Source organism: Plesiomonas shigelloides, from assembly GCF_900087055.1.
GTDB classification, from domain to species: domain Bacteria; phylum Pseudomonadota; class Gammaproteobacteria; order Enterobacterales; family CAMTGL01; genus Plesiomonas; species Plesiomonas shigelloides.
In genome coordinates this window covers 791,257-809,070 of record NZ_LT575468.1, presented here as the reverse complement: position 1 = coordinate 809,070, position 17,814 = coordinate 791,257, and the positions used below count along the sequence as shown (strand labels likewise).

Here is a 17,814-nt window from a genome sequence, read left to right as displayed (position 1 = left end):
CGCTATCGCGCACCCATTGTCTACAATGCGATGCGCGGTGATTACATGGATTTTACTCTGCGCTCAGGCTACCCGATGCTCTTTCAATCCCTTGACGCTTCATCTAAAAATGTGATGACTCCCCGCGCCGCTCTGCGTGGTCTGACGGTCACAATACTGGCAACATTACTCAGCACCAGCGTAGCGCAGGCCACGCCATCCACCGCCGTCATCCCAACCGATCCCCCCGCCAGCAAAACAGACGCTGCGGATACTACAGCTCACCAACCCGCATTTCCCAACATCAGCACTCTGCTCGCGCAAGGCACGCTGGTGCACGGCCCGCTGCCGCTATTGAATAATGTGTATGACAAAGCCGAGCAAACAAAGCGCGATCTGCGCTTCTATCTGTTTGAGAATGCGGTATATCCGGTGACGTTTCCCTATGGTGATAAACACCCGTCTGAAGCCAAGATTTGGGATCGCTTAGACAACTTAGCCTCCTCTTCGCCCATCAAGGCGGTGTTCTATACCGATCTGGATACCGGCGGGGAAGACGAAGTCATTGTGATGTATGAAGATGCCACCGGACAACGCCTGCGCGCTTACGGTAAAAATGAGGCTACTTTAGCCGAAGGCGATTGGCTAACCCCGCCGCCACCTTCCGCCAATGTGCAAGTGCCACTCACGCGCCTGCAACCGCTGCTGGATACGCTAGCGCCAACCATCAAGCCCTTTACCGTAAACCAGACTCGGCGCGCCCTACTCGCCGTTCCTCCCCAGTTGTATCAGGCACGTTATGACGACAGAGCACTGACCGACCCACTGCTGCTCGCACTGCTGCACGGTCCATTACTGGCCAAAGCGAAAGTGCAGGCGGTTTTCGATGAAAATGGCTTTGCCCTGTTTCGCCCGCGGTCAGCGGACTCGACCAATACGCCTGTGGTGTTAAGTCAGCTAGGAGCGCGTGAAATGGGTCAAGTGCAGACCATTTTGCTGACCGTTCCCGAGCACACACGCCCAGCAGCGCCGGCAACGAATACAACCACAACAGATAAGCCTGCACCGGCCTCACCCTACGTGCTTACCGCGTTGCTACGTCGCCAAAACGTATCTTGTGGCAGTAATTTTCAGTCGTTTATTCTCACTGAAATGCGCTATCAGCAGGCGGATAGCCTGCAGCAAAACCCCGATGAGATTGAGGAAACCTTACTCGATGGCGAGCAGGTGCGTTTCATCGCCCAGCAATGTGAGCTTCGCCCTGAGCGCGTGGCGCATTTTCAACAAGGAATACGCCACGGCCAATGGCAAACGTGGGATCATGACTACGTATTGCTGCTCGAGCAAGGAGAGTACGTACAAGGTCAACGGCAAGGCGAGTGGAAACTGGGCCGCCGCCAGCCTTTTCCACCCATCTATACCTCCAACAACCTCTGGCAAGGTCGCTATCTGAATGACCAGCCGCAAGGCCTGTGGAAGCAAACCTTGATTTATCATGAGTCGATACGTGGCCGAGATACCCCCTTCGCCGGAGGAGAAAAGCACTACCAGAACGGCGTCTTGCATGGCGCTTATCAATCCTACCGCTTAGTCATGGGCAAAGATGCGAACGGGGAAAATCAAGTCCAACTGCAGCTATCAGAGCAAGGTCAACGGGTAAATGGTAACTATGAAGGCGTATGGCGCTCAGGTCTGGCTGACGGCGGTTATACCGATACCCAGTACCAAAACAGCCAAGTCAACGGCGAACAGCGCGAATACGATGCCGAGCAGCGTTTGCTCCGCATCTCCCATCTTCAAGGCGTGGAGCGTCAAGGGGAGGAGCAGCTCTTTTACCCGTCCGGACAGCTTAAAGAAATTAGCCACTATCAGAACAATGCGCGCACCGGCGCACAACTGATGTATCACCCCAACGGGCAACTGGCTCAGGTGCGTCACTGGCAGCCACTCCCGGTACCGGAAAACCCCAAACTCTGCCGCGGCTTTAGCTGCCTGCAAGATAAAGATAAGCCCAACTCGCTGCTCGAAGGCGAACAACGCGACTATGACGCACAAGGTCAACTGGTCAATGTCGAATATTATCAGACTGGTCAACGCAATGGCCCCAGCTACAGTTTCAGTGGAGCGCGCCTCACCAGCAGCAACCTGTATCGTAACGATCGCAATGACGGCGCCATCAGCCGCTACCTGACCGATACAAAATCCGCCCCAGCACAGGGCGAGCGGCTGATCAGCTACAATGACGCGCAAGACAACGTGCCTATCGGGCCGCTGTGGCTATTTGCCGCCGATGGCAGCTTGAGCGCCCTCGAACAAGGTTGTCGTCAGCGTAATGACCAATCAGATCCCGAAGCAGTATATAGCCTACCCGCTGCGTGGCGTAACGCCACGGCACGCTGCGCGAGCCAATACCGATTTAGCCCAACCGGTCAGCTAAACCGGCTGCGCTACGCCGATGATACGGCGAACGTGCAGTACGAAGTGCTGTATGACCCACAGGGAAACTGGCTCAGTCTGGCACAACCGCTGCCTGATGGAGAACAGCGTCTGCATCTGCGCCGCCAACCGGACGGCAGCATCACACAAAGCCACAGTCCGCTCTACGAGAGCTTATAGTGGAGATAAAAAAAACCGCTGTCGTTAGGTAACGGCAGCGGCGGGAAAGGTTCTCCACAAACAAGCAGTGGATGGAGCTGATAAGGAAACGCACACTGTCTGTACCGCCCAGCTCACAACCACTCCGGTACAGACAGCGTTTAACTCTTACTCCGCCAGTTACACGCGGCGATACGGCAGATACATCGGCGCCCACATACAAGCTTCAATGTGCTGCATCAGATCTTTGCCGTTTAGCGGATGCTGCGGATCATTGCGGACAATCTCTTTTAAGATCTCCGATGCTACATGCACCGAAATTCGGCGCAGTTCACTGATCCGCGGATACACCGTACCGCGCGCCAGATCGGAAGGCTCTACGCACTCGGCCAAAGCAAAAGCGGCGGTGGTAAAGATATCCGGTGAGATCTCGCGAATTTGGCTCACAATTGCCGCAAGGCCAACTCCCGGGAAGATAAACACGTTGTTACCCTGCCCAATGCGGTACGACTCGCCTTGATACTGCACATCTTTGAACGGGCTACCGGTCGCCACAATCGCCTGACCTTCGCTCCAACGGAAAATATCCTCCGGCAACGCCTCGCAATTACTGGTCGGGTTCGACAGCGGGAAAATCATTGGCCGTGCACAATGCTCCATCATCTGACGAATATGCGCCTCTTTAAACGCGCCGCCCGAGCCACTGGTACCCAGTAGCACCGTCACCGGCACATGGGTCAACACATCCATCAAATTAGCTTTGCCCGGCTCTTCAGTACGCCACATTTCCAGCAGCGCGCCCGGCTTGGCATAGCGGCGCTTGTACTCATCCAGATTATCGCGGTTATCACACACCAAGCCTTGCGTATCGAGAATATAGATGCGATCCCGCGCCGCCTGCGGCTCTAACCCTTCACGCAGCATACCGGCATAAATCTGATCCGCGACGCCAACCCCGCCAGCTCCAGCGCCATACACCAGATAATTTTGCTGGCCTAAGCTCTCGCCTTTACTGCGCACCGCGCCGATGATCCCCGCCAGCACTACCGCTCCGGTGCCCTGAATATCATCATTAAATGAGGGCAATTCCTGCTGATAGCGGCTTAAGTTATTAAAGGCATTCGATTTACTGAAATCTTCCCACTGCAATACTGCATTAGGGAAATGTACCTTCACCTGACGTACAAACTTCTCAATAAACGCGTCGTACTCCTGACCGCGAATCCGCTTATGGGGCTGTCCCAAATACATAGGATCGTCGAGCAGAGCCTGATTATCGGTACCCACATCCAGCGTGATCGGTAAGCAACAAGCAGGGTGGATCCCCGCCGCCAAGGTGTACAGTGACAACTTGCCAATCGGGATCCCCATCCCGCCGACCCCTTGGTCACCGATCCCCAAAATGCCTTGGCTATCGGTCACCACAATAATCTTGATGGTTTTGCCGTTAAAATGGCGCGCCATGTTCCCCATGTTGTCCACGTTTTCCGGCGTAATAAACAACCCGCGCGGCTTTTGGTAACGGTGGCTAAACTCCTGACAAGCTTTGCCCACCGTAGGGGTGTAGATAATCGGCGTCATCTGCTCCACATGCTGAGAAAGCAGCGCGTAGAACAACGTTTCGTTACGGTCTTGCAGCGAGCGCAAAAAGATATACTTTTCGATATCGGTCGAGGCGCTTTCAAACCCCTGATACACCCGCTCAATCTGATCATCAAACATCTGCACCTGAGGTGGCAACAGGCCGTCTAGCTCAAAATCGGCCCGCTCCTGCTCACTAAACGCTGTCCCCTTATTCAGGTTACGGTCATTGAGCAAATCCATGCCGGTCAATGAAACCGGCCGGAATTCATTACCTTCGGAGTCTTTCCAGCGTAAATACTTACCTGTAGCCATAGCCTCTCCCTTTTCCCCAGTGCCGAGCCGGTGAAAACACCGCGCCCGTGTTACCCGAACTCAACGTATTATGACAATTGCAGACGCTCTTACCCCGCAAGCAACCTCACCGTAGCGTACAGCCGACCGTGCAGAGCCATTGCTAATCTAATGATATTCCTGTGGAAAAGGTTATTTTGTGACCAGAGGCAAACTCCGCTGACTGGCAAGCGAATAAAGCGTGAATCGCCCCGCAACCTGCTAAGTAACGGCTTGCAGGGAATATCACTGCGTTTCCTGCGCGAAAAAATAATGGGATGAAAAAGCCAATACCTTAAAAAGGCACCGATTAAAGTAGATAAGGATACAAACACTTAAAAATAAAATGCAAAACAGCGAATATTATTTGAACGCAAAGTTATTTCAACGAGAAACTATTGGCGCAGTATTTTATATCCACTACGCCTCTCGCCTTGAAAAATCCGTGACACAATTCACAGCCAGCGTAAAAACAGCAGAGAATAATAAGATTGCAAAACATGACTAATAACCGCATTTATTTTTCAAATGTAATAACTTTCATTTTGTGACTCACACGTAATTATGGCGCAACCCACTGATAATTATTCACTATCAAGCATGATGCGCGCATAATTGTAACTGCAATAGGTTATAGTGAAATATCAGACACACCCTCTCACAACCGCCCCTCTGGGCAGTACACACTTGGCGGCGTATATTAACGGCGTTCATAAAATCAAGAACACACGAGTTTGATAACGGTTTTATTTCCTCGTTCGGACATGGCTTGTTTATAAATAAAATCGACCAGCCATAACGCTGAGCGAGCAAAATAAAAACCGGCATATGAAAATGCGTACACAGCATCAAAATATACTGACCAGGTTAATTTATTTTTAACTCATCGTGATGGAGTCAATTCATCACTGAGTCAACGTGTACCCTAATATCTTGACAAAAACGTTCTATACGTGAGGATCAAGCATGAATATTATTGCTGTAATGAGTGAGCGTGGTGCATTCTTCAAAGAAGAACCACTGCGTCAGCTGCAGGACACCCTTGAACAAAAGGGATTTGAAGTCGTCCTGCCATCAGATCGCGAAGATTTGATTAAGCTTTTGGAAAATAACCCGCGCATTTGCGGTGTGATTTTTGACTGGGATCTGTACAGCTTAGAGCTGTGCGCTGAAATCAGCCAACTGAATGAACACCTGCCGGTTTACGCTTTTGCCAATACTCACTCAACACTGGATGTCAGCCTCAACGACCTGCGCCTGAACGTCACGTTCTTTGAGTATGCGTTAGATACCGCAGCGGATATTGCGCTGAAAATTGAGCAAAAAACTGATGAATACATCAACACTATTCTGCCACCGCTGACCAAAGCGCTGTTCAAATATGTTGATGAAGGCAAATACACCTTCTGTACCCCAGGCCACATGGGCGGTACCGCGTTCCAAAAATCCCCTGTCGGTAGCCTGTTCTATGACTTCTTCGGTGAAAACACCATGAAGTCTGACATTTCTATCTCCGTCAGCGAGCTGGGCTCTTTGCTGGATCACTCCGGTCCGCACAAAGAGGCCGAAGAGTACATCGCCAAAGTCTTCAACGCTGAGCGCAGCTACATCGTTACTAACGGTACGTCCACCGCCAACAAAATTGTTGGTATGTACTCCTCACCGGCCGGTAGCACCGTACTGATTGACCGTAACTGCCACAAATCACTGACTCACCTGTTGATGATGAACAATGTGGTGCCGGTTTATCTGCGTCCAACCCGTAACGCCTACGGTATTCTGGGTGGGATCCCGAAAAGCGAATTCATGCACAGCACCATTGAGCAGAAGGTAAAAGAAGCGCCGAATGCCCAGTGGCCGGTCCATGCGGTCGTAACCAACTCCACCTATGATGGCCTGTTCTACAACACCGACTTCATCAAGCAAAATCTGGACGTCAAATCCATCCATTTTGACTCTGCATGGGTGCCTTATACCAACTTTGACCCGATCTACAAAGGCAAATGCGGTATGAGCGGTGACCGTGTACCGGGTAAAGTGATTTACGAAACCCAGTCCACTCACAAACTGCTGGCTGCCTTCTCACAAGCCTCGATGATCCACATTAAAGGTGATGTGAACGAAGAGACCTTCAACGAAGCCTTCATGATGCACACCTCAACATCACCGTTGTACAGCATCGTCGCTTCCGCTGAAATGTCTGCGGCCATGATGAAGGGCAACAGCGGTCGTCGCATGATCCGTGGCTCTATCGAGCGCGCCATCCGCTTCCGTAAAGAGATCAAGCGTCTGAACAAAGAGTCTGACGGCTGGTTCTTTGACGTATGGCAACCTGACAACATCGACAGCATCGAATGCTGGAACTTGGATCCGAAAGCCAAATGGCACGGCTTCAAAGATGTCGACAGCGACCATATGTATCTGGACCCAATCAAAGTCACCATTCTGACTCCGGGCCTGAACAAAGACGGTCAACTGGAAAGCACCGGTATCCCAGCGGCACTGGTGGCCAAGTATCTGGACCAACACGGCATCATCGTGGAAAAAACCGGTCCATACAGCATGCTGTTCCTGTTCAGCATCGGTATCGACAAAACCAAAGCACTTAGCCTGCTGCGTGCACTGACCGACTTCAAACGCGGTTATGATCTGAACCTGAAGATCAAAAACATCCTGCCAAGCCTGTACCAAGAAGATCCGGAATTCTACGCCGACATGCGTATCCAAGATCTGGCGGCTGGGATCCACAAACTGATTTGCCAGCACAAACTGCCAGATTTGATGTTCAGCGCCTTCGAAGTTCTGCCGAAGATGATCATGACACCGCACGAAGCCTTCCAAGAAGAGCTGCGCGGTAACGTGGAAGAGTGCTATCTGGATGAAGCGGTTGGCCGCATCAACGCGAACATGATCCTGCCATACCCACCAGGTGTGCCTCTGGTAATGCCAGGTGAAATGATCACCGAAGAAAGCCGCCCAGTGCTGGACTTCCTGCAGATGCTGTGCGAAATCGGCGCCCACTTCCCAGGCTTTGAAACCGACATCCACGGCGCTTATGCGCAAGCCGATGGCCGTTATACCGTTAAAGTCATCAAAAAATAACGGACACTGCTGCATGATGCATTAAGTCAATGCGATTGCAGAAACTGTCTCCAACCTCAAAGGCGTGGTTTATCCGCGCCTTTGCACGTTATCTCCCGCCGTTTTCAGCGCAGAAAATGGGGGACAGAAAACCTGTATTGCGATAGCCACCTCACCACCAAACGCCCAGTATGCTCTCTCAGACGCTCAAAGTGCTTCAGGCAAGGTTAATGCCATCAACGCCCCAAAACGTCCATCTCAGCAAGCTCTGTGCGCCTGCTGCGCTATAATCATACGCAGATAGCAGATAGCAGATAGCAGATAGCAGATAGCAGATAGCAGATAGCAGATAGCAGATAGCAGCTTATGCGAGAAAAAGTTTAGGGAAAATTAAGATTAATACGAAGGATTGAGAGAAGATAGAATTGTGAGAGCGAAATTTGGTGGAGCTAAGCGGGATCGAACCGCTGACCTCTTGCATGCCATGCAAGCGCTCTCCCAGCTGAGCTATAGCCCCATCATAAAGAAAGGTCGTGCGAGTTACTCTGATAATGAATCTGTGGTGATGATGGTGGAGCTAAGCGGGATCGAACCGCTGACCTCTTGCATGCCATGCAAGCGCTCTCCCAGCTGAGCTATAGCCCCAATCAAAACACATCACAGACTCTGAAAAGATGGTGGAGCTAAGCGGGATCGAACCGCTGACCTCCTGCGTGCAAAGCAGGCGCTCTCCCAGCTGAGCTATAGCCCCATCGCTATATCAGAGTGCTTAACTTAACATCATCGGTATGGGTACCGATAATGCTGCGAATCCTATACGTAAGACAGATGGTGGAGCTAAGCGGGATCGAACCGCTGACCTCTTGCATGCCATGCAAGCGCTCTCCCAGCTGAGCTATAGCCCCGTTACCTGACTCATGTAACAGAATCGCTGTAAGCGAGGCGAATAATAGGCATGCCGCCGCAGACTGTCAATACTATTCCCATGACTCTCTAGCTAAGTGCGCAAAAACTCAACACTTCAGCCGCGATTCTGGAAAAAATTGCCTCTATACCCAAACGACTTGACGTTGCAGGTAGGCGGCCAGTGAGTGAATTCCCATGAGCATAGGCAAACTATGTGATTGGGGTGAACGAACGTAGTCAACACCGCTGCAACTTCAAGTAGGAAAGGTATATTCGCCCATAAAAAAAGCAAGGCCATCACAGCCTTGCTTTTCCTTTTTACGCCTCGCTCGCCTTAGCTGGCGATAACGTGCGATTTACTGCGCCGCACGCGCCGCGATATACGCCAGCGCCATATCGATACGCGCTAATACGCGCTCACGACCAATGGCATGCACGGTGGCATCCACAGATGGCGACTGACCCGCACCGGTCACCGCGACACGCAGTGGCATACCAATTTTGCCCATGCCAATTTCCAGCGCATCGGCAGTGGCTTGGATAGCGGTATGAATCGCCTCAACATTCCACTCCACTTCCGCCAGACGAGCACGCACCGCTTCCAATGGCGCTTGCGCGACCGGACGCAGATGTTTTTTCGCCGCATCTTCATCAAACGCAGCAAAATCTTCGAAGAAGTAACGGCTAGCCGCTGCCATCTCTTTCAGTGTCTTGCAACGCTCGCCCAGCAACTTAACGATATCCGTCAGCACCGGACCATTTTCGGTGTTGATCCCTTGATCTTGCATATGCCACGCCAAGTACTCAGCAACACGCGCAGGATCAGCATGGTTGATATAGTGATGGTTCAGCCATAGCAGCTTATCGGTGTTAAACGCACTGGCTGATTTGCTTACCGCATCCAGCGAGAACAACTGCTCCATCTCAGCAATCGAGAAGATCTCCTGATCGCCATGGGACCAACCCAGACGCACCAGATAGTTCAGCAGCGCTTCTGGCAGGTAACCGTCATCACGGTACTGCATCACGCTCACCGCACCATGACGCTTAGACAGCTTCTTACCATCATCACCCAAGATCATCGATACGTGGGCATACTCAGGTACCGGCGCACCCAGCGCTTTCAGAATGTTGATCTGACGCGGCGTGTTGTTGATATGGTCTTCACCACGGATAACATGCGTGATCTCCATATCCCAGTCATCCACAACCACACAGAAGTTGTAAGTTGGCGAACCATCGGTACGGCGGATAATCAGGTCATCCAGCTCTTGGTTGCTAAATTCAATCGGACCACGGATCAGATCGTTAAAAATCACTGAGCCTTCTTGTGGGTTACGGAAACGCACCACATGCGGCTCATCCGGGGTATGATTATGCGCGTGATCGCGGCAGCAACCATCGTAACGTGGTTTCTCTTTCTTCTCTTCCTGCTCAGCACGCAGCGCTTCCAAACGCTCCTTAGAGCAATAGCAACGGTATGCGGTACCGGCTTCCAACATCTCATCGATGATGGCGTTGTAACGGTCAAAACGCTTGGTCTGATAATACGGGCCTTCATCCCAGCCCAGATCCAGCCAGTTCATCCCATCCATAATGGCATCGATGGCTTCCTGAGTAGAACGCTCCAGATCGGTATCTTCAATCCGCAGAACAAACTCACCGCCCATACGACGGGCATATAACCAAGAGTAAAGAGCGGTACGGGCACCACCCACATGCAGATAACCGGTAGGACTTGGCGCAAAACGCGTTTTAATTTTCATGGTGAATCCAGGCCTTTGCTAAAGCTGTAGATATAAGCAGGTATAAAATTCTGTCAGTAGTTACCGGCGTGATACCTCACATCACAACGCCACTACACACAGCACTCACAGCACACCGTCATGGTTTAACCTGCAAAACGCTATATATAGAGAAGAGCACACCGAATAAAACTGAAAAGTGGCGCTTATTTTAGCACTCCCCCCAGAATGCACCAAGGTAACTAACGCGTTGCAGGCTAAAGCGATGCAAAAAAAGTCATTTTGTGGAAAAATAAATCAAATAGCTTGTTTTTACGACGGACGTACAGTTTGGCTAAAAAAACCGTTGACTCTCAACGCTTAGCCCCTATAATGCGGCCCTCGTTGACGGCGGGCGATTAGCTCAGCTGGGAGAGCACCTCCCTTACAAGGAGGGGGTCACTGGTTCGAACCCGGTATCGCCCACCATACTTTCGCCGTCACGAAAACCTGATTATTCAGGTACTGGATGGGTCGTTAGCTCAGTCGGTAGAGCAGTTGACTTTTAATCAATTGGTCGCAGGTTCGAATCCTGCACGACCCACCATCTTTTACTGCTATACTTTGGCAGCGAAAATCCCAGGGCGATTAGCTCAGCTGGGAGAGCACCTCCCTTACAAGGAGGGGGTCACTGGTTCGAACCCGGTATCGCCCACCACTTCCTTTGTTAAAAGGAAGTCGTTAACTGAGATGTTTATCGAATAATAAACGATACATCAGTTAACGAATTAAAACTTGCTAAGTCTTTAAGTTTGCAGTGTACTGCACTTTTAGAGCGTAGGATGGGTCGTTAGCTCAGTCGGTAGAGCAGTTGACTTTTAATCAATTGGTCGCAGGTTCGAATCCTGCACGACCCACCATTCTTTCTCTGTAGACTCTGTCGCAGATTAAGTCCCAGGGCGATTAGCTCAGCTGGGAGAGCACCTCCCTTACAAGGAGGGGGTCACTGGTTCGAACCCGGTATCGCCCACCATATTCTCCTTCTCACGAAGGAAAACCTGATGATTACGTGAAACACCGTACTCCTCAGTTAAAAATGTGTTTTAGGATGGGTCGTTAGCTCAGTCGGTAGAGCAGTTGACTTTTAATCAATTGGTCGCAGGTTCGAATCCTGCACGACCCACCATTCTTTCTCTGTAGACTCTGTCGCAGATTAAGTCCCAGGGCGATTAGCTCAGCTGGGAGAGCACCTCCCTTACAAGGAGGGGGTCACTGGTTCGAACCCGGTATCGCCCACCATATTCTCCTTCTCACGAAGGAAAACCTGATGATTACGTGAAACACCGTACTCCTCAGTTAAAAATGTGTTTTAGGATGGGTCGTTAGCTCAGTCGGTAGAGCAGTTGACTTTTAATCAATTGGTCGCAGGTTCGAATCCTGCACGACCCACCATTCTTTCTCTGTAGACTCTGTCACAGATTAAGTCCCAGGGCGATTAGCTCAGCTGGGAGAGCACCTCCCTTACAAGGAGGGGGTCACTGGTTCGAACCCGGTATCGCCCACCATATTCTCCTTCTCACGAAGGAAAACCTGATGATTACGTGAAATACCGTATTCCTCAGTTAAAAATGTGTTTTAGGATGGGTCGTTAGCTCAGTCGGTAGAGCAGTTGACTTTTAATCAATTGGTCGCAGGTTCGAATCCTGCACGACCCACCATTATTTATCTGCTGACTCTGTCGCAGATTAAGTCCCAGGGCGATTAGCTCAGCTGGGAGAGCACCTCCCTTACAAGGAGGGGGTCACTGGTTCGAACCCGGTATCGCCCACCATATTCTCCTTCTCACGAAGGAAAACCTGATGATTACGTGAAACACCGTATTCCTCAGTTAAAAATGTGTTTTAGGATGGGTCGTTAGCTCAGTCGGTAGAGCAGTTGACTTTTAATCAATTGGTCGCAGGTTCGAATCCTGCACGACCCACCATTCTTTCTCTGCTGACTCTGTCGCAGATTAAGTCCCAGGGCGATTAGCTCAGCTGGGAGAGCACCTCCCTTACAAGGAGGGGGTCACTGGTTCGAACCCGGTATCGCCCACCATATTCTCCTTCTCACGAAGGAAAACCTGATGATTGCGTGAAATACCGTACTCCTCAGTTAAAAATGTGTTTTAGGATGGGTCGTTAGCTCAGTCGGTAGAGCAGTTGACTTTTAATCAATTGGTCGCAGGTTCGAATCCTGCACGACCCACCATTCTTTCTCTGTAGACTCTGTCGCAGATTAAGTCCCAGGGCGATTAGCTCAGCTGGGAGAGCACCTCCCTTACAAGGAGGGGGTCACTGGTTCGAACCCGGTATCGCCCACCATATTTCTGTCGATAAACATCATTTGCATATTCATTTGTATGGTTATCGAATAAAAAAAGCGCCTAATTAGGCGCTTTTTTGTATGCAAACCCAACCGATTGATCTCCAAGTCAAATCTTAATGTGAACCAAAAAATAACGCTTCAACGTGGAAATTTTGTTATCCACCTCTATATTTGTAACTGTAACGACATGTACGTGAACACGCAAACACAACATTTGTCACATATACGCGATAGAGGTCATTCACATGAAACGGGTAATTGCACTTACATTACTGCTAGCATCAGGGCTTAGTTCTACGGCATTTGCTTTTACTCTTGCAGGAACGCCAACTTACTTTCCTGAAGCGGCATTACAGCATTGCGCTACAGCAAATAATCTTTTTGTCTGCTTAGATAATTTTGCTCGATTTAATCCTGAAAAGGTCATCCCACCGCAAAAAAACACCAATTGATGGATCATACTCACCGATAAAAGGATCCGTCGGTGAGTATGCGCTCAGTCAAGCATTTTATTGAACAGAACCCCTATAGATTTCCGTTATTTGCGCCAGCATCCATAATTACTCGCAACCCCTATTATCTAAAACAAGCTGATCGTTACAATAACAAGGCCACTTCGTCTAAATAGGAACGATCAATGTTAATTCGCAAAACATTGCTATGCACCCTTATTGGTGTAAGCAGTCTTACTGCACAAGCAGCAGTCAATCTTGAGCTTCCACCTTCGCTGGTTATGATTATGGTGAATGGAGAAGAAGCGACTCCTGACATGCTCAAAGCTCAGCTAAAAAGCCCTACTTTTGTTCTGCCTGATGGCGAAAACCAGATCGTTTTCCGTTATGAAAATATGGTCAGAAATTCAGGTGGGTATGAAAAATTCGTATCCGATGCTTATATCGTAAAGTTCGATGCCTCGAATCAGAATTTAAAACTGGATATTCCTAAAATTGAAAATCGGGATGAGGCGCTACTCTTTGCTAAAAAGCAAAACTATACCATTAACAATATCGCGAACAATGCCCCAATCGCGATAGCTAAAGATGTGCTCATGAGCGGCGGATTCCAGTTTGTTCGCGATTTTGACAAAGAGCTCTATAAATATAATCAACAGAACAAGCCTGCTAGCCTACCAAGCATCAACGTCAAAATGGCTAATCTGCTCGGCGAGCATACCGGATCCTCGCAGCCAACAGCTGCTCTAGCATCCACAGTGGTAGCTACCACTGCGCCAGTACAAGCCTCAGCACCGGCAACAACAGCCGTATCGAATAATAAAAACATTGAACAGCTACAGCAATTATTTAATCAATACGATAGCGAAACACAAAAGAAATTCATCAGTTGGGCGGTACAAAACATCAAATAACCTTCATAAAAAGCCTTCTTTGCAAGGCTTTTTATTTCCCCTGATTAACGATTACCTGTCGTTCTCCCCCACTTACATCCAATCTGTTATAACTCACCGCCCCATGCCGTATCTGATGTAATGGCTTAATTAATTTTAATACTCGCACGGATATATTTTATCCAAAAAGAAAAGGCAAGCTTACGCTCGCCTTTTCCATTAGGTCTAACTCGGTAGGTGAATATTAGAAACCGTATTCCATACCAACCAAGTAGAACATGCCTTTTGAACCGCCATCAGCTTTGCCATCGTTGTAAACATCACGGTGGCCGATTCGTACATAAGGTACAAAATCATTAACTACAGCCATCAACTGACCAGATACCACTTCATCAGCTGTATTTTCAACCTTATTACCATTAAGCTCGTAATCAAAGTTCTTCGCATAACCCAGTTTAAAGCCTACTGGACCATTCCAGTACTGGCCGATGATAGACATAGAGTCTTGAGTCTTCTTATCACCGCCATTGTTAATTTTCTGCTCAGCAGACTTGAATGCGCCAGAGAAACCGAATCCAGCAGGTAAGCTAGCTTCAAAACCTACTAAGTAAGTAGAACGATCGGCCAGCACCGCATCAGCACCACTTACACGCTCCCAAGACACAGAGCCATCAGTATGGTGTACAAGCTTAATATCTGCAGCAGTAGCACCAGATACTTCATGGTTTGAGCCATTTTCATAGCCCGCATGCAACGTCAACGCATCGATAACTTTGTAGTGTGCACTTGCGCCGTACCAGTTATTGCCAGTAGAGCTAGTATTACCACGACCGGTTGCTACACTGAAAGAGAAACCACCCCATACTGGAGAATCGTAACGAATGGTATCGCCTTTACGATCATAGTTACCGGCAAAATCACCACCCCAGTCAAATACTTGACCTAAGCCAGGGTTAGAGTATGGCCAGTCAATCAGCTCATACAGAGGGGTCAGCATACGACCGAAACGGGCCGTACCCCATGAACCTTTAGCACCAATAAAAGTATCACGAGCACCTAACTTACCACTGCCACCATCATCACCTACATAGCCAGATTCGATCTGCGCAAAAACTTCGAAATCATCGAACATTTGCTTGCCTGCGCGGAAACCAACACGCGATTCGTTGTTGATGTCATAACCAGTACCGGTATCAGCGTAGTAGTTCAAGTCAACGGCGATAACACCATAAACTTCAACATTCATGCCGTTTTCGGTGCCAATTTTGTATGCATGAGCAGGAAGGGCGGCGAAAGAACCGATGATTGTTGCGGCAATCATACTTTTCTTAAACATGTGTGAAACTCCTATTTGTTGGACTTTTATCCATCTCTGTCATGCAGCCACTGCAGCCAGAGCTCTCCCAAAGAAAAAATTTTTCCGAAATCCCATACGGGTAAATGTGCAATGCCTTCATCTATCCGTATGGGAGGCAGTAGGTACATAACAAGAGTACTTTTGCAGCGCAAAACATCAACGGTTATTTGGGTGATTTTTATAAATTTATGACAGAGTGCAAAAATTTATTAGGGCATGCGGGGAACTATTTAAAATAGGCAGGTTCAAATGCGAAGCAGATCAATGAATTACAATTAAAACATTAAAAATCAATAAGTTATCAAATTACCCTATCCAATATAAAGCGTGCCGAGATCATAACTTGCGTTATTAGCACGCTTATTTATATGATTTACATCGCAGTTATTTGTTATAAAAATGCGTCTTTTATGATCTTGTTCCCAATATTAAACCCGCAGCCAATCACTGACTGCGGGACTTAATTTGCGGCAAAAACATTAATTCGCGAATTGGGATAAAAACTCATCTTCAGTGAGAATGGTGATCCCTAACGACTGTGCTTTGGTTAACTTTGAGCCCGCCGCCTCACCTGCGATCAGAAAATCGGTTTTCGCTGATACGCTACCAGTCACTTTACCGCCCATGGCTTGAATCCGACTTTTCGCCTCGTCACGGCTCATTTGTGTCAAGGTGCCGGTCAATACCACGGTTTTACCACTGAACAGTGACTCGCCGGCGACTTGCGGTTTAATGGCATCCGGCCAGTTCACACCTAAGGCCAACAAATCCTCAATCACGCTGTCATTATGTGGCTCACGCAGGAAATGATAGATATGCGTAGCCACCACCGTACCTACGTCAGGTACTGCTTGTAGCTGTTCAATATCGGCAGCGCGCAGAGCATCGAGCGTTGTAAAGTGATCGGCTAGGTTTGCGGCAGTCGCCTCGCCCACCTCACGGATACCCAGGGCATACAGAAAACGAGCGAACGTCGTCTGTTTGGCATGATTAATAGCGTTGAGTAGCTTTTGCGCCGACTTCGGCCCCATGCGCTCCAAGCGCGTCAGCTCGGCTAAAGATAGACGGAATAAATCAGCCGGCGTATGTACCAACTCACGTTCAACGAGCTGATCGACAATCTTCTCACCCATCCCTTCGATATCCAGCGCTCGGCGTGACGCAAAATGGCGCAGAGCCTCTTTGCGCTGCGCCGGACAAATCAGGCCGCCGCTGCAGCGAGCAACCGCCTCGCCTTCAATACGCTCGACAGCTGACTGGCACACAGGGCATTGAGATGGGAATGTCACTGCGTGCACCTGCTCTGGGCGCCGCTCCAGCACCACGCTAGCAATTTTAGGGATCACATCGCCGGCACGGCGGATCACCACATAATCGCCAATCATTAAGCCCAGACGAGTTATCTCATCGGCATTATGCAAGGTGGCATTACTGACCGTCACGCCGCCGACAAACACCGGATCAAGCTTAGCCACTGGCGTGATTGCGCCGGTACGCCCGACCTGAAACTCAACATCGCGCACCTGCGTGATCTCTTCTTGTGCGGGGAATTTGATGGCAACAGCCCAACGTGGCGCGCGAGCTACAAAGCCCAATTCATCTTGCAGCGCTAACGCATCGACCTTGATCACAACGCCATCAATATCAAAATTCAGCTGGTCGCGTTTGGCCTGAATCGCGTGGTAATAATCAATCACCGCTTCACCGCCGGTGACTTGACGCACTTCTTGGCTGACTGGGATCCCTAAAGCTTGTAGATATTGCAAACGTGCAACGTGGCTGTCCGGCAGCCTAGCGCCCTCAACAACACCCAAACCATAGGCATTGAAGGCTAATGGCCGTTGCGCGGTGATATTGCTGTCTAACTGACGCAGTGAGCCGGCAGCAGCATTACGTGGGTTAGCAAAGGTTTTGTCCCCGCGGCGCTGGGCCTGCTCGTTTAAGCGCTCAAATCCGTCACGGGTCATAAACACTTCGCCACGCACTTCTAGACGCGGTGGATAATCGCCACTTAAGCGTAAAGGCACATTGCGGATGGTGCGTACGTTGGCTGTGATATCTTCACCAGTAGTGCCATCGCCTCGGGTCGCGGCTTGAGTCAATACGCCATCAACATACAAAATACTGACCGCCAGCCCATCAAGCTTCGGCTCACAAGAATAGGTCAGCGCGGTGGCATCGCCTAAACGATCGGTAACCCGCTTTTGAAATGCCAAAAAGTCTTCGGCATCAAAGGCATTATCCAGCGACAACATCGGCACTTCATGCTGTACCTGTGCAAAACCGGTGAGCGCCTTGCCGCCGACCCGCTGTGTTGGCGAATCCGCAGTGATGAGCTCTGGGTGCGACTCTTCCAACGCGCGTAATTGCTGCATCAAGCGGTCATATTCCGCATCAGGGACTGACGGCTGATCCAGAACATAGTAAAGGTATTCGTGGTGACGCAGCTCTGCGCGCAATGCCAAAATCTGTTGTGCGATGGTCTTCGCCATATTCCTGCCCCGTAATGAGAAAAACCCCCGCAGTGCGGGGGTTTTATTCGTTTT

At 49.8% G+C, this 17,814-nt stretch carries 8 protein-coding genes and 19 tRNA genes; 19 read left to right on the top strand and 8 right to left on the bottom strand.

What is annotated here, in order from left to right; translation table 11 throughout:
* Positions 1-45 precede the first annotated feature (45 nt).
* Positions 46-2,595, top strand: coding sequence for a toxin-antitoxin system YwqK family antitoxin (locus NCTC9997_RS03625; RefSeq protein WP_167550120.1), 2,550 nt, complete (start codon positions 46-48; stop codon positions 2,593-2,595).
* A 159-nt stretch (positions 2,596-2,754) separates the two neighbouring features.
* On the opposite strand, the gene NCTC9997_RS03620 is transcribed toward NCTC9997_RS03625, so the two are convergent.
* Positions 2,755-4,470 (bottom strand): NAD-dependent malic enzyme, encoded by a 1,716-nt coding sequence (locus NCTC9997_RS03620; RefSeq protein WP_064977323.1) that lies wholly within the window; start codon positions 4,468-4,470, stop codon positions 2,755-2,757.
* Between the two features lie 984 nt (positions 4,471-5,454).
* Here NCTC9997_RS03620 and cadA point away from each other — a divergent pair.
* Positions 5,455-7,590 carry a lysine decarboxylase gene (gene cadA / locus NCTC9997_RS03615; protein ID WP_010862326.1) on the top strand — a complete coding sequence of 712 codons (2,136 nt, stop codon included), beginning with the start codon at positions 5,455-5,457 and terminating at the stop codon, positions 7,588-7,590.
* A gap of 420 nt (positions 7,591-8,010) precedes the next feature.
* On the opposite strand, the gene NCTC9997_RS03610 is transcribed toward cadA, so the two are convergent.
* From NCTC9997_RS03610 to gltX, 5 genes are all read right to left on the bottom strand, one after another.
* Positions 8,011-8,086 (bottom strand) — tRNA-Ala (locus NCTC9997_RS03610).
* A 52-nt stretch (positions 8,087-8,138) separates the two neighbouring features.
* Positions 8,139-8,214 (bottom strand) — tRNA-Ala (locus NCTC9997_RS03605).
* Between the two features lie 30 nt (positions 8,215-8,244).
* Positions 8,245-8,320 (bottom strand) — tRNA-Ala (locus tag NCTC9997_RS03600).
* 78 nt (positions 8,321-8,398) lie between these two features.
* A tRNA-Ala gene (locus NCTC9997_RS03595) sits at positions 8,399-8,474 on the bottom strand.
* A 357-nt stretch (positions 8,475-8,831) separates the two neighbouring features.
* Entirely contained in the window at positions 8,832-10,241 is a 1,410-nt protein-coding gene (gltX, locus tag NCTC9997_RS03590; protein WP_064977322.1) for a glutamate--tRNA ligase, read from the bottom strand.
* A 371-nt stretch (positions 10,242-10,612) separates the two neighbouring features.
* Between gltX and NCTC9997_RS03585 the strand changes: the two genes are divergently transcribed.
* The 17 genes from NCTC9997_RS03585 to NCTC9997_RS03505 all read left to right on the top strand — a co-directional run bounded on the left by NCTC9997_RS03585 (position 10,613) and on the right by NCTC9997_RS03505 (position 13,932).
* Positions 10,613-10,688 (top strand) — tRNA-Val (locus tag NCTC9997_RS03585).
* A 42-nt stretch (positions 10,689-10,730) separates the two neighbouring features.
* Positions 10,731-10,806, top strand: a tRNA-Lys gene (locus NCTC9997_RS03580).
* 35 nt (positions 10,807-10,841) lie between these two features.
* Positions 10,842-10,917: transfer RNA gene (locus tag NCTC9997_RS03575), tRNA-Val, on the top strand.
* A gap of 126 nt (positions 10,918-11,043) precedes the next feature.
* Positions 11,044-11,119, top strand: a tRNA-Lys gene (locus tag NCTC9997_RS03570).
* A gap of 37 nt (positions 11,120-11,156) precedes the next feature.
* A tRNA-Val gene (locus tag NCTC9997_RS03565) sits at positions 11,157-11,232 on the top strand.
* Positions 11,233-11,309: 77 nt separating this feature from the next.
* Positions 11,310-11,385 (top strand) — tRNA-Lys (locus NCTC9997_RS03560).
* Positions 11,386-11,422: 37 nt separating this feature from the next.
* A tRNA-Val gene (locus tag NCTC9997_RS03555) sits at positions 11,423-11,498 on the top strand.
* 77 nt (positions 11,499-11,575) lie between these two features.
* Positions 11,576-11,651 (top strand) — tRNA-Lys (locus NCTC9997_RS03550).
* A 37-nt stretch (positions 11,652-11,688) separates the two neighbouring features.
* A tRNA-Val gene (locus tag NCTC9997_RS03545) sits at positions 11,689-11,764 on the top strand.
* Positions 11,765-11,841: 77 nt separating this feature from the next.
* A tRNA-Lys gene (locus tag NCTC9997_RS03540) sits at positions 11,842-11,917 on the top strand.
* Between the two features lie 37 nt (positions 11,918-11,954).
* Positions 11,955-12,030 (top strand) — tRNA-Val (locus tag NCTC9997_RS03535).
* A gap of 77 nt (positions 12,031-12,107) precedes the next feature.
* A tRNA-Lys gene (locus tag NCTC9997_RS03530) sits at positions 12,108-12,183 on the top strand.
* Positions 12,184-12,220: 37 nt separating this feature from the next.
* Positions 12,221-12,296, top strand: a tRNA-Val gene (locus tag NCTC9997_RS03525).
* 77 nt (positions 12,297-12,373) lie between these two features.
* Positions 12,374-12,449, top strand: a tRNA-Lys gene (locus NCTC9997_RS03520).
* Between the two features lie 37 nt (positions 12,450-12,486).
* Positions 12,487-12,562, top strand: a tRNA-Val gene (locus tag NCTC9997_RS03515).
* Between the two features lie 249 nt (positions 12,563-12,811).
* The gene (locus NCTC9997_RS03510) at positions 12,812-13,018 is read left to right on the top strand and encodes a hypothetical protein (RefSeq protein WP_071849674.1); all 207 of its coding nucleotides are present in this window, start codon (positions 12,812-12,814) and stop codon (positions 13,016-13,018) included.
* A 185-nt stretch (positions 13,019-13,203) separates the two neighbouring features.
* A complete protein-coding gene (locus tag NCTC9997_RS03505; protein ID WP_064977321.1) occupies positions 13,204-13,932 on the top strand; it encodes a YccT family protein in 729 nt (242 codons plus the stop codon).
* Positions 13,933-14,155: 223 nt separating this feature from the next.
* Here the strand turns inward: NCTC9997_RS03505 and NCTC9997_RS03500 are convergent, their stop codons facing one another.
* Together NCTC9997_RS03500 and ligA are read right to left on the bottom strand one after the other, a co-directional pair.
* The gene (locus tag NCTC9997_RS03500; protein WP_010862328.1) at positions 14,156-15,247 is read right to left on the bottom strand and encodes a porin; all 1,092 of its coding nucleotides are present in this window, start codon (positions 15,245-15,247) and stop codon (positions 14,156-14,158) included.
* A 500-nt stretch (positions 15,248-15,747) separates the two neighbouring features.
* Positions 15,748-17,760 (bottom strand): NAD-dependent DNA ligase LigA, encoded by a 2,013-nt coding sequence (gene ligA, locus NCTC9997_RS03495; protein ID WP_064977320.1) that lies wholly within the window; start codon positions 17,758-17,760, stop codon positions 15,748-15,750.
* Positions 17,761-17,814 lie beyond the last annotated feature (54 nt).